Raw genomic sequence first — 12,129 nt, 5'->3', positions numbered from 1 at the left:
GGGCCGCACAACAAACCCACAAGATCGCGCCGCACGGTGTGGCGCGAGCGCGAGCAACGAGACGCGGCTGGTACGGCGCGGCCGAGGTTGCGGAAACCCCGTGCGGACCGCGCAGCGGACCCACAAGATCGCGCCGGGGCGCGGCGCGAGCGCGAGCAACAGGCAAGAGACGCAGCCGGCACGAGACGCAGCCGACCGAGGTCGTGGAAATTCTGTGCGGACCGCGCAGCGGACCAACAAGATCGCACCTTCGGCCAGACGCGGGCGCGGGTCGGTAGAGCCGACGCCGCATGGCTGGTCGAGGTTGTGGAAATCCCGTCCAGGCCGTGCAGCAAAGCCACAAGATCGCGCCTTCGGCGAGACACGAGCGTGGGTCGGCGGCGGCGACGGCGCATGGCTGGTCGAGGTTGTGGAAATCCTGTCCGGGCCGTGCAGCAGAACCACAAGATCGCGTCGGCGGCGCAGCGCGAGCTGCGCTCAACGATCACGAGACGCGGCCGACACGGCGCGGCCGGCCGAGGTTGTGGAAATTCTGTACGGGCCGCGCGGCAAACCCCACAAGATCGCGCCTTGGGTCGGCGCGGGCGACCGGAGCGGCGGGCCGGCGCGGGCGGCCGGGTCGGCGGGCCGGGTCGGGGTTGTGGGGTTTCTGTTTGGGATGGGTGGGCCTGCGTGTTGGGTGGGTGGTCAGCCCCAGACTGCTAGTTCGCCGCCGGCCAGGCAGACGATCAGCAGGCCGGTGGGGCCTATTACCGCCCAGGACTCGTAGTCGTCGTCGGCGCCTACCAGCAGGCGGGCGCCGCTGGCGAAGGTGATCTCCAGTTCGCCGGTTTCGCGGGCTCGGGCGCTGGTCACGGCGTCGCCCAGCAGCGTGGCCAGGGCGTCTGAGGACGTTACGCCGGGGAGCACGGCGAACGGGCCGTCGGGGCTTACCAGCAGGGCCGGGGTTTCGATCACTATCTGGCCGCCGCCGGACAGGCCGAGCACCACCGTCGAGTCGAGTCGCACGTATTCCAGCTTCCGGCCGGTCAGCGCGTCGAGCTGCCGCGGACGTCGTTCAGCCATGACTGACACCATCAGAAACCTCGATCGACTCGTCATCCGTCTTGATCGCAGGACGGTATCGAGGGCTGTCATAAAGAAGCCTTAAATCTGCGGAGACATCCGGGAAGTATCGATTGCCCATTGAGGCAGCCGGTGCCCCAGCGCATTGACAGGCAACAATCTAATAGGTTTGTTAACTTTATGTTCCTCAGCGCCGGAGTTGCCGCCCTGGTCGCGGCCGCGTCCCTGGTCACGCCGGTTGCGGCGGCGGCCGTCGTGTGCAATCGGTACTGCGACGGGCGGGATCCGGCGCTCGCCCCGGCCGACCGGGTGCCGGTCACCGCGAGCATCTACGGCCGGGTCCTCAAGGTGCACGTCAACGACACCGACGCGATGGGCTGGGCCTCGATCGAGAACGGCCAGGCCGGCGACGAGGTGTGGCTGGACCGGTCGTTCGACGGCGGGCGCGGCTGGGCCGGCGGTTCCAAGCTGGGATACACCACCGCGGGGCGGACCGGGCAGTTCAACGTCGACGACTGGGGCACCAACGGGGTCGGCGCGCTGCGCGCCTGCGGCAAGGCCGGCGACCGGGCCGAGATCGCCTGCACGGCCTGGACCCGCAGCACCTGGAACGCCTGGGACCGGCGGACCGCGGCGGCCACCGCGCTGATGATGCGCTTCGACCGCGGCACCGGGCTGTTCGACACCAACGGCTGGTGGACCGGGGCGAACGCGCTAACCGCGATCATCGGCAACATCCAGCGCAGCGGGATGAACAGCTACCGGTACGCGATCGCGAGCACCTACGACAAGCAGGTCAACGCGGCGCTCGGCCAGTTCCGCAACGAGTACCTGGACGACACCGGCTGGTGGGGCCTGGCCTGGGTGGCGGCCTACGACCTGACCGGGGACAGCCGCTACCTGAACACCGCGAGGGCCGACGCCGACTGGATGTACGCGTACTGGGACACCCGCTGCGGCGGCGGCGTTTACTGGAACACCTCGCGGACGGTCAAGAACGCCATCCCGAACAGCCTCTACATCCAGCTCAACGCCGCGCTGAGCCGGCGGATCGGCGGCGACACGGTCTATCGGCAGCGGGCCCAGGCGGGGTGGAACTGGTTCCAAGGCACCGGCATGCTGAACGGCCAGAACCTGGTCAACGACGGCATCAACCTGACGACCTGCGCGAACAACGGTGACGTGACATGGACGTACAACCAGGGGGTTTTGATCAATGCCCTGGTCGAACTGAATCGGCTGACCGGGGATGCCGCCGCGCTCGCCACCGCGCGCCGGATCGGCGACGCGATGACCACCAGCGGCTACCTCTCCCCCGGCGGCATCCTGCGGGAACCGAACGAGCCGGACGCGTGCAGCGGCGACGGGGTCTCGTTCAAGGGCGCCGCGATCCGCGGGCTGGGCGTGCTCAACGCCGCGACCGGCGGCGCCTACAACGCCTACCTGCAGCGCAACGCCGACAGCGCTTTCAACAACGACAGAGACACCCTTGACGCGTACGGGTCACATTGGGCCGGCCCGTTCCGCGGCACCAACCACGGCTGCCAGCACAGCGCCCTTGATCTGCTGAATGCAGCTTAACGGGGAGTAGCCGTGCAGTGCGCGTCGGCGCGGTCGGTGACCAGGTCCTCCGGCGACGGGAAGCGGCGCTGCAGCGCCGCCAGGGCGTGCTCGTAAGCGGCCTGGGTGTGCAACGAGTCGCGCATCCGGACCACCGACGCGCGGACCTGCCCGGCGAACTCCTCCGGCCAGCTCACCCGGTGCATCGCCTGCACGGTGTTGGTGTCCCGGTCGACCAGGACGATCTGCACGACCGGGTCGACGTCCACCCCGGGCAGGCCGTCCTCGGGATCGAACAGGTGCGGCGAGTACGGCACCTGGGACCAGCCCAGGACCGGGCCGAGGCGATAGAGCAGCACGCCGGCGTCCTCGCCGTCGACCCAGGCGAACTGGGTGGGCTCCGCCGACACGGCCTGGACTTCCAGCGGATGCGGCCGGCTCAAGAAGATCATCAGCTGGACCGGCTCGCCCGAGAACATCGTCAGGGCGGCGCCCTCCGGCCAACTGACGTCCGATTCGAGCCGGCTGCCGACCTCGACGATCAGATGCACTCGGTCAGATTATCCGGTTAAACCGCGTTTATCCGGCATATCACTCGGGAGGCTCGCTCGTACCAGCCAGCCGCCCCGCTCGGTCGCCCCGGCGGTGAACTGGCCGCCGCGCTGCTGGATCCGCTCGCGCAGACCGGTCAGGCCGCGGCCGGTGCCGGGCACTCCGGATGGTTCCGCGGCGGCGGGGTCGTTCTCCACGCGTACCGCCAAATGCCGCTCCGAACCGCTCACCGTGACCCGCACCGCCGAGCCCGGCGCGTAGCGCAGGGCGTTCGTCAGGCTCTCCTGCACCACCCGGAACGCGAGGTGGGCGACCGGCCCGGCCACCCCGTCGCGGGACCCCTCGAACCGGCACGACACGTCGAGACCGCTGCGGGCCGCCCGGGTGACGACCTCCTCGATCAGCGCCAGGTCGGGCCCGCCCACCTCGGTGCCGCCGAGCAGGTCGACCAGGCGCCGCAGGTCGCCGCGACCCTGCCGGGCCGACTCGGCGATGGCTTCGAGAGCGGCCCGGGCCCCGGCCGGGTCGCGGTCGACAAGCCGTTGCCCGGCCGCCGCCTGGATGATCATCACGCTGATCGCGTGGCCGATGATGTCGTGCAGCTCGGCGGCGATCCGGGCTCGCTCCTGGTGCAGGGCCAGCTCGGCGAAGAGCTCCCGCTCCTCCTCCAGTTCCCGGTTGCGCTCGGCAAGCTGGTCGGCGGTCTCTCTGCGCAGCCGCAGGATCGTGCCGGCCAGAAACCCGGGCACCCCGAACATGATCAGCGGGACCGGGTTGGTCGCCCCCGCGGTCAGATAGAGCGCGGCCAGATAGCCGACCAAACCCGCGCCCGCCCACGGGCTGCGGAAACCCAGCGCCGCGACCGTGGACAGCAGCGCCAGCAGCACGAACGCGGAATCGGGGAACCAGCCCTGACCGGCGACCGCCGCGCCCGCCAGCCACAGCGCGCCGCCGGTCAGAGCCACGGCCCGCGGGTGGCTGCGCCACCATCGCAGGGCCAGCCCGCTCGCGATCAAGCAGGCGGTGAGAAGGTTTCCGGTGATCGTGGGCGGCCAGCCGTGCCAAGCGGTCGGCAGCACCACCACGAGCAGCACCAGCAGGATCGCCACGCCGCTCACCCCAGGACGGGCAGCTGAGCCACCACGCGGGCCGCGCCGCGCGCGAGCTTCACGTCGACCGAGCCGGCGTGCAGCTTCGCCCGCTCGCGCACCCGGGCCACGGCGGCCCGCATGTCGGCGCCCCGCCCGACCGAGCCCTGCACCCGGATCTCCAGCGCGTCGTCCGCGAACCGCACCGCCACCTGCACCGGACGCTCGTCGAGCGCGGTCACCAGATATTCGACGATGCGGTAGGCGGAGAGCTCGACCGCGGCCGGCAGCGATCGCGGGTCGCCGGTCACGGAGAGCCGGGACTGCGGCGAGCGGTGCCGGGCCAGCAGCGCGTCCAGGTGCGCGACGGTCGGCGCCGGCGCCAGCGCGACCTCGCCGCCGCGCAGCAGCCCGACGATCTCCCGCATGTCGTCCATGGTCCGCCGGCCACCCTCCTCGATCGACCGGAACTCGGCCCGCCTTCCCTCCGGCGGCAGGTCGAGGGCCGCCTCGGCCGCGATGGTCAGCTCGTCGAGGCGCTCCTGCAGCAGGCCGTCGAGCTGCCGGGACAGCCGGGCCCGGTCGTCCGCCACGATCAGCGCGGCCCGGTCGTCGCGCAGCTGCCGCAGCTCCTCGTCGCGGGCCTTGAGCTGCCGGTTCAGCGCCGACCGGTGCCGCGCGGCCCGGCCCACCCCGAACACGATCAACAACACCGGCAGCGCCAGGACCAGCGCGCCCGGCCCGGCCGACGCGTCCACCACCAGCACCGCGACGGTCAGAAAAACGGCCAGAAGACCAGAGACCAAGGCTTTGGTACGGGCATAGGACAGCGCCCCGAGAAACGCGAACACGAACGCCAGCGGCAGCGCGGCCCCGCACCGGGTCACCCAGCCGAACAGCAGGTCGTGCAGCACCATGACGCCGAGCGAGACGCTCACCGCGACCAGCACGCTCCGCCGCCACCACAGCACCGGCACGAACGCCGCCGCGAACACCGGCACCTGCCACCACGAATGGGTGTCGGTGGCGTGGGCCATCGCGCCGGCCGCGACCTCGCGCGCGGTCTCGGCGTCGGACGAGACGACGTTCATCACGGCCAGCAGCGCGCCGAGCGCGGTCAGGACTCCTGCGAGCAGCCAGTCGCGGCCCTTGACGCCAGCCATGGTCGGCTCCCTCACACGGTCACCGGTTGCTTCTTGCTGACTCGAGTCTGTACCAGCCACCCGGCCCCGTAGAAGAGGGCGGCGCCCGGAAGAGCGATCGGCAACGCCCCGGCAAGGTCGGCCGACGAGTCCCGGAACAGCGTGATCACCAGCAGGACCACGATCGCGGCCAGGCCGAGCAGGTGATCGCGGCGACCGCGGGCGTAGCGGGCGATGGCGTACGCGAGGGCGAACGCCAGCGGTAGTACCACGCCGCAGCGGGTGAGCCAGCCGAACGCCAGCACGTGCAGGCCGGTGGCGACAGCGGTGATCCCGGCGATCGCGGCCGGGTTCCACCGGCGCCACAGGATCGGCACGGTGACCAGCAGGAAGGCCGGCACGATCAGCCAGGAATCGGTCGACGCCGGATGGATCAGCGAGGGGTCGTCGCCGGCGGTGATGTTCCCCCACATCAGGAAGACGCCGGCGGCGGTCATCAGGGCGGCGAGCAGATAGTCGAGGGGCCGGATCTTGGTCATGTCGTTCTCCCATCCCGGAGTGAATTGATGCCCATGACGCTAGGGATCGGCGGGTGTAGCCCTCGTCTTCCGCAAGGACGATTGTCGGGGCCGCCATCCTCCGCAGGGAGGACCCGGGGACGACGCCGTGGGCGGGAGAATCGAGGGCGTGCCGAAGATCCGGGTCCTGGTCGCCGACGATCAGACGCTCGTGCGCACCGGCTTCCGGGTCATCCTGGAGGCGGATGGCGACATCGAGGTGGTGGCCGAGGCGGCCACCGGCACCGAGGCGATCCGGCAGGCGCAGCTGGCCACGCCCGACGTCATCCTGATGGACATCCGGATGCCCGAAATGGACGGTCTGGCGGCCACCGAGGAGATCCTCCGGCAGCCCGATCCGCCCACGATCGTGGTGCTGACGACGTTCGACCAGAACGAATATGTCTACCGCGCACTGCACGCCGGCGCCGCCGGTTTCCTGCTCAAGGACGCGCCGTCCAGCCGGTTGATCGCCGCGGTGCGGGCCGCCGCCACCGGTGACTCGCTGATCGAGCCGTCGATCACCCGGCGGCTGGTCGAACGGTTTGCCGCCCCGGTTCAGCCGGTCGGGCGGCCGGTCGAGCTGGCCGCGCTGACCGAGCGGGAGCTGGACGTGCTGCGGCTGATCGCGCGCGGCCGGTCCAACGCCGAGATCGCCGGCGAGCTGGTGGTGGCCGAGACGACGGTGAAGACGCACGTCGCCCGCATCCTGACCAAGCTCGGCGTGCGCGACCGGGTTCAGGCGGTCGTGGTCGCCTATCGGACAGGCTTCGCGGTCAGCGACTCCGATTAGGACAAAGTGTCAGATTGCTGCCTGTTCGAGTTGCGTCGGTTACCTATCGTCACCGGCAACTGAATACCGGCCGTTCACCACTTCATGGGGGGGGAGTGATCGAACATGCCGCGTCTCGGACATGGCCGTTCCATCACCGAGAACGACATCCAAGCCGCCGAATCGGGATTCGCCGAGGTCGGCATCACCAGGGCCGCAGCGTTCGCACTGACCACGCCGGCGGGAAGCCAGAGCTTCGACTTCCTGTTCCCGAGCCTGCAGGACGACGAGGCCAACCTTCTACCGCAGGGCGCCAACACTCCGGAACTGCTCAAGAACCTCGGCTCGTCCATGGTGGACACCGACGCGGCGGGCGAGGACAGCCCGATCCCGGCGGCGTACACGTACTTCGGGCAGTTCGTCGATCACGACATCACCCTGGAGATCCAGCAGGGCTTCGGCTCGGCCACCATGGCCCAGCTGCTCGACCCGGCCATGACGCCGCTCAACCTCGCGGCGATCCGCAACGCGCTGCTCAACCACCGCACGCCGACGCTCGACCTGGACAGCGTGTACGGCCTGCCGGCCCCGCACGACCCGGCCGACGGCAACAAGATGCAGCTGGGCACCGTTCAGCTGCTGGGCAGCACCACCCCGCCGACCGCGCGCCCGGCCGGCACCGAGGCCGACGACTTCCACGATCTGCCGCGGGAGCCGCGCGACGCCGGCAACATCGAGCACGACCGGGCCGCGGTGATCGGCGACCCGCGCAACGACGAAAACCTGATCATCTCGCAGCTGCACGTGGCCTTCCTGCGGGCGCACAACGCCCTGGTCGACCAGGGGCTGTCGTTCGAGGAGGCCCGGCGGGTGCTGCGGCAGCACTACCAGCACGTGGTGGTGCACGACTTCCTCAAGCGGGTCGCCGACCCGGCGATCGTGGACGACGTGGTGACCAACGGCAACCGCTGGTTCGACCCGCTCTCCGAGCCGAACTTCATGCCGCTCGAGTTCTCCGTCGCCGGCTACCGGTTCGGGCACACGATGGTGCGCGCGGAGTACGACTTCAACAGCAACTTCAACCTCGGTGCCATCCCGGCCTCGCTCGAGCTGCTGTTCACCTTCACCGCGCTCAGCGGCGACATCCGCGACTTCGAGACGCTCCCGGACAACTGGATCATCCAGTGGCAGAACATCATCGGCGACGGCGCGGAGGTCATGAAGACCCGCCGGCTCGACCCGGGTCTCGCCACGTTCAAGCAGAACAACTTCGCGGCGCTGTTCGCCCTGAAGAACCTGACCGGCGCCACCGAGACACCCGACCTGGCCGCCCGGCTGGCGGTGCGCAACCTGCTGCGCGGCTACCGCCTGCGGCTGCCCACCGGGCAGGCCGTCGCCGAGCACATCGGCGTGCCGGTGCTCACCAAGGACGAGGTGCTGGCCGCCGCGATCAGCGACGAGCAGCGCATCGCCCTGGAGGCGGGCGGCTTCCAGTTCCGTACGCCGCTGTGGTTCTACGTCCTGGCCGAGGCCCGGCACTTCCACAACGGCGCCCACCTGGGCCCGGTCGGCAGCACCCTGGTCGCCGAGGTCCTGGTCGGCCTGGTGCGGCGCAGCACCGACTCGATCCTGACCCAGCCCGGCTGGACCCCGTCGCTGCCGGCGGCGAAGCCCGGCCACTTCGAGCTGGCCGACATCCTGCGCCTGGCCGGCGTGCTGGCCGGCACCCAGACGCCGGCGACCTACACCGTGCAGGCCGGCGACACGCTCAGCAGCATCGCCGCGGCCAAGCTCGGCGCGGCCAACCGCTGGCCGCAGATCTACGCGCTCAACCAGGCCCTGATCCGCAACCCCGACCGCATCTTCCCCGGCCAGGTCTTCGTCCTGCCGCCGAAGCAGCCGGTCGGCACCATCCCGCGGCTGCACACCGTGTCGCTCGGCGACACGCTCAGCGGCATCGCCGCCGCCAAGCTCGGCAACTCCAACCGCTGGCCCGAGATCTTCACCCTGAACCGCGCCATCATCACCAACCCCGACCGCATCATCCCCGGCCAGGTACTGGTCCTGCCGGCCAACTGATCCGGCGGCCGCCGGGCGTCCCAGCGCCCGGCGGCCGGCCGAATTTCCGCAACCGAACCTCACCCGCCGAAATGTTGGGTCTGCTTATGAGCAGGGCCGATCAGGAGGACGGGAGGTGGTGAGTGGTGCGGACCGCTCGTTGGATACGCGCGCACGGGCTGCTGATGATCATCGGGCTGGCCGCCATGGCGACGGTCGGCGTGCGGATCGTGACCGATCCGCAGGGCGACGACCGCAGCGCCGAGTTCTTCCGGTCGTACCTGCTGACCTCGATCCTCACCACCACCTTCTGCTGGATCGCCGCCTTCCGCGGTCCGGCGGCGGCCCGCCGGCCGTGGCGCTGGATCGCCATCGCGTTCACCGCGATGCTGCTCCCCCAGCCGTACTCGGTCGTCATGGCCGCCACGCACGAGGGGAAACTGCCCCTGTCCGGGATCCTGGCCGCGCTGACCGGCCGGCTTGCCTGGGCGCCGCTGGTGCTGGTGGGCCTCCTGATGTTCCCGATGAAGTCTCTGACCGGCCGGGCGCGGACCCGGTTCATCGCCGACCTCACCACCGTGATCGGCGGCGGTTTCGTCGTCTCCTGGTACTTCCAGCTCGGCCCGGCCCTGCAGAACGGCCGGATCGGCCCGGACGCGCTGATCGTGATCGGTTTCCCGGTCACCGACCTGGCCCTGATCTTCGGTGTCTGCGCACTGCTGATGCGCAACGGCCTCACCTCGTGGCGCGGCCCGCTGCCGCTGTTCCTGGCCGGGCTGATCACCTACCTGGCCGGCGACGTGACCTACGCCCACCTCATCGGGAACGGCCCGATGACCTGGACGACCCCGCTGTCGGTGACGCTGAACGGCGCCGACCTGATCATGGCGACCGCCGCCGCCATGCAGATCATGCGGCCCGGCGAGGGCACCCGCCCGAAGGATCAGGAGCAGTCGAAGATCGCCTACCTGCCGTACGTCGCACTGCTCGCCGGCTACGTCCTGCTGCTTGTCGCGGCCGCGCGCGAGGGCAACCTGTACCCGTGGGCCGGCCTGGCCGTCGGGATCATCGTGATGACCGGCGCCGTGGTGCTCCGGCAGATCGTGGCGATGCGGGAAAATCACGGTCTCGTGGTCCGCGACCACCTGACCGGCCTGGCCAACCGGCTGTCGGTCGCCCCGGCCCTGGAGGCGGCCGTCCGCCGGCACCGGGAGACCGGCGTGGCGTCAGCGGTCCTGGTGATCGACCTCAACGGCTTCAAGAAGATCAACGACACCCTCGGCCACGAGGCCGGGGACGCCCTGCTGGTGACGTTCGCCGAGGTGCTGCGCTCGGCCGTACGCGGCGTCGACGTGGCCGCCCGGGTCGGCGGCGACGAGTTCGTCGTGGTGCTGGACCGCCCCGGCGACGCCGACCAGGCGCTCGCCGTGGCCCAGCGCATCCTGGACCGCGCGGCCGGCTCGCCCACCCCGATCCGGGCCGCCATCGGCGTGGTGCTGACCGACCCCGAGACCGACGTGGTCACCGTCCGGCACCGCGCCGACATGGCCATGTACGCCGCCAAGCGGGCCGGCCTGGGCCGCCCCGAGCTCTGGCACCCCGGCCTGGAGTCGGCGACCGGCGCGGCCGACACGTTCGACGCCGAGATCCTCGCGGCCACCGCGGCCGGCCAGCTCCGGCTCGCCTACCAGCCGATCGTCACGCTGGCCACCGGCGAGATCACCGGCGTCGAGGCGCTGGTCCGCTGGGAGCACCCGGAGCGCGGCACGCTCCTGCCGGACGCGTTCATCGCGGCCGCCGAGCGCACCGGCGCCATCGACGACCTCGGCCTGTGGGTGCTGGAGACCGCCACCCGGCAGACCCGGCACTGGCAGGACGAGTTCGGCCGCCGGCTGTACGTCAGCGTGAACCTGTCGCCCTACCAACTCCCCAGCCCCGGCCTCACCGACGCCGTGCTCGGCACCCTCGCGGTCACCGGCCTGAACCCGCACGATCTGGTCCTGGAGCTGACCGAGAGCGCCCTGGTGCACGAGAGCGAGGGCGCCGCCATCCTGGAGGCACTGCGCCGCGCCGACATCCGGATCGCCGTCGACGACTTCGGCACCGGTTACTCGTCGCTGCGCTACCTGACCCGGCTGCCGATCGACATCCTCAAGCTGGACCGCTGCTTCGTCTCCGAGCTCAACGGCGAACCGCAGGGCTCGGCCGTCGCCGAGGCGGTCATCCGCCTGGCCCAGGCCCTGCACCTGGACACCGTGGCCGAGGGCATCGAGGTGCCGGCCCAGGCCACCGAGCTGACCCTGCTCGGTTACCGCAGCGGTCAGGGTTACCACTACGCCCGGCCGCTCTCGGCCGAGGCGCTGACCTCAGTGCTGCGGGTTTCCGGCGGTCAGCCGGATGGTGAAACCGTCGGCATGCCGGTGCAGGACGACGTGGTTGCAGGTCTGATGGGCGATCCACAGGCCTAGACCGCCGTCGGCGCCGTTGCCGACCGGCAGCAGGCCGGTGAACGGGTCCTTGGGACCGGGACCGGCGTCGGTGACCGTCGCGACGATCCGGTCGGGGCCGCTCCACAGCCGCATCCGCACCGGGCCGACGCCGTGCAGCTGGGCGTTGGCCACCGCCTCGCTGACCGCCACCACGAAGTCGTCGGCCTCGTCGGCCGGCACCTGGCCGTGGTCGGCGGCCCGCACCGCGGCGCGGGCGTCGGAGAGGGCCGGATCGATCAGGTCGGCCATCGGCTCGGTGTGCTGCAGCGGGTCGGGGGCCGGCTCGCGGGACTCGCCGAGGTAGGTCATCGGCTCGGTGAAACCGGCGTTGTCGACGTGCCGGCCGTCCGGCAGCGCGGTGCGCGGATGGGTGCGCAACACGTCCTCCACCGCGTGCGCCGGCACCCGCCGAGTGTCGTACGCGCACATGCTCCACAGCGGGAAATCGTCGTAGGCGTGGTTGATGGCCGATTCGTAGCGGGCCCACGAGTCCCAGGTCGCGCCGACATTGCCCGGCCACACCTCGCCGATGATGCGGATCTGGCCGGCGCCGCCGGCGACGTAGTCGGCGAGCAGTTTCCGGTATGCCCGGATCGCCGCGGCCGGGCGCGCGTAGATCGCCCCGCCGGTGACGAAGGTGACCCCGCTGCCGGCCGGCAGCGCGGCCCGCACCACCTCGGCGCCGTGCTCGCCCAGCGACACCACCGCGGGCTCGCCGGCGGCGACCCCGTCCAGCAGGAACGGCAGGGCCAGGGCGAGCAGTTCGTCGTCGGTTCCGTAGCAGGCAGCCTCGTGGAAATAGCCGACATGCCCGGTGGCCGCACCTGACCTCATCGGGCGACCTCC

The 12,129-nt window shown here is 71.0% G+C and carries 10 protein-coding genes; 4 read left to right on the top strand and 6 right to left on the bottom strand.

Going from position 1 to position 12,129, the window contains the following annotated elements:
- Positions 1-687: 687 nt before the first annotated feature.
- Positions 688-1,065, bottom strand: a complete 378-nt coding sequence (locus tag Ate02nite_RS22815) for a DUF6188 family protein (protein WP_203808812.1) — start codon at positions 1,063-1,065, stop codon at positions 688-690.
- Between the two features lie 180 nt (positions 1,066-1,245).
- On the opposite strand from Ate02nite_RS22815, the gene Ate02nite_RS22810 reads away from it, so the two are divergent.
- Positions 1,246-2,646, top strand: a complete 1,401-nt coding sequence (locus tag Ate02nite_RS22810) for a glycoside hydrolase family 76 protein (protein ID WP_203808810.1) — start codon at positions 1,246-1,248, stop codon at positions 2,644-2,646.
- Here the strand turns inward: Ate02nite_RS22810 and Ate02nite_RS22805 are convergent.
- From Ate02nite_RS22805 to Ate02nite_RS22790, 4 genes are read right to left on the bottom strand one after another with little or no spacing between them, the layout of a single operon-like run.
- Positions 2,643-3,176: a hypothetical protein gene (locus Ate02nite_RS22805; protein WP_239147611.1), complete on the bottom strand. Its 534-nt coding sequence runs from the start codon at positions 3,174-3,176 to the stop codon at positions 2,643-2,645. The two genes, Ate02nite_RS22810 and Ate02nite_RS22805, sit on opposite strands and share 4 nt — an antisense overlap.
- Before the next feature lie 9 nt (positions 3,177-3,185).
- A complete protein-coding gene (locus Ate02nite_RS22800; RefSeq protein ID WP_203808808.1) occupies positions 3,186-4,286 on the bottom strand; it encodes a sensor histidine kinase in 1,101 nt (366 codons plus the stop codon).
- Between the two features lie 5 nt (positions 4,287-4,291).
- Complete coding sequence (locus tag Ate02nite_RS22795; RefSeq protein ID WP_203808807.1) at positions 4,292-5,428, bottom strand: sensor histidine kinase; 1,137 nt, start codon at positions 5,426-5,428, stop codon at positions 4,292-4,294.
- Between the two features lie 11 nt (positions 5,429-5,439).
- Positions 5,440-5,946, bottom strand: a complete 507-nt coding sequence (locus tag Ate02nite_RS22790; RefSeq protein WP_203808805.1) for a hypothetical protein — start codon at positions 5,944-5,946, stop codon at positions 5,440-5,442.
- Between the two features lie 127 nt (positions 5,947-6,073).
- Between Ate02nite_RS22790 and Ate02nite_RS22785 the strand changes: the two genes are divergently transcribed.
- The 3 genes from Ate02nite_RS22785 to Ate02nite_RS22775 all read left to right on the top strand — a co-directional run bounded on the left by Ate02nite_RS22785 (position 6,074) and on the right by Ate02nite_RS22775 (position 11,262).
- Positions 6,074-6,757, top strand: coding sequence for a response regulator (locus Ate02nite_RS22785; protein ID WP_239147610.1), 684 nt, complete (start codon positions 6,074-6,076; stop codon positions 6,755-6,757).
- A 105-nt stretch (positions 6,758-6,862) separates the two neighbouring features.
- The gene (locus Ate02nite_RS22780; protein ID WP_203808803.1) at positions 6,863-8,815 is read left to right on the top strand and encodes a peroxidase family protein; all 1,953 of its coding nucleotides are present in this window, start codon (positions 6,863-6,865) and stop codon (positions 8,813-8,815) included.
- Positions 8,816-8,940: 125 nt separating this feature from the next.
- Positions 8,941-11,262, top strand: a complete 2,322-nt coding sequence (locus Ate02nite_RS22775; protein WP_203808801.1) for a putative bifunctional diguanylate cyclase/phosphodiesterase — start codon at positions 8,941-8,943, stop codon at positions 11,260-11,262.
- Here Ate02nite_RS22775 and Ate02nite_RS22770 read toward each other — a convergent pair.
- Complete coding sequence (locus Ate02nite_RS22770) at positions 11,161-12,117, bottom strand: anti-sigma factor RsbA family regulatory protein (protein WP_203808799.1); 957 nt, start codon at positions 12,115-12,117, stop codon at positions 11,161-11,163. The two genes, Ate02nite_RS22775 and Ate02nite_RS22770, sit on opposite strands and share 102 nt — an antisense overlap.
- Positions 12,118-12,129: the final 12 nt, after the last annotated feature.

The organism is Paractinoplanes tereljensis (genome assembly GCF_016862435.1).
Lineage (GTDB): Bacteria > Actinomycetota > Actinomycetes > Mycobacteriales > Micromonosporaceae > Actinoplanes > Actinoplanes tereljensis.
The sequence above is the reverse complement of the archived record's forward strand: the minus strand, read 5'-3'. Positions and strand labels throughout refer to the sequence as shown.

Coding starts and splice junctions, on each gene's coding strand:
- Ate02nite_RS22815 (WP_203808812.1), bottom strand. CDS start 1,065: ATGGCTGAACGACGTCCGCGGCAGCTCGACGCGCTGACCGGCCGGAAG.
- Ate02nite_RS22810 (WP_203808810.1), top strand. CDS start 1,246: ATGTTCCTCAGCGCCGGAGTTGCCGCCCTGGTCGCGGCCGCGTCCCTG.
- Ate02nite_RS22795 (WP_203808807.1), bottom strand. CDS start 5,428: ATGGCTGGCGTCAAGGGCCGCGACTGGCTGCTCGCAGGAGTCCTGACC.
- Ate02nite_RS22790 (WP_203808805.1), bottom strand. CDS start 5,946: ATGACCAAGATCCGGCCCCTCGACTATCTGCTCGCCGCCCTGATGACC.
- Ate02nite_RS22780 (WP_203808803.1), top strand. CDS start 6,863: ATGCCGCGTCTCGGACATGGCCGTTCCATCACCGAGAACGACATCCAA.
- Ate02nite_RS22770 (WP_203808799.1), bottom strand. CDS start 12,117: ATGAGGTCAGGTGCGGCCACCGGGCATGTCGGCTATTTCCACGAGGCT.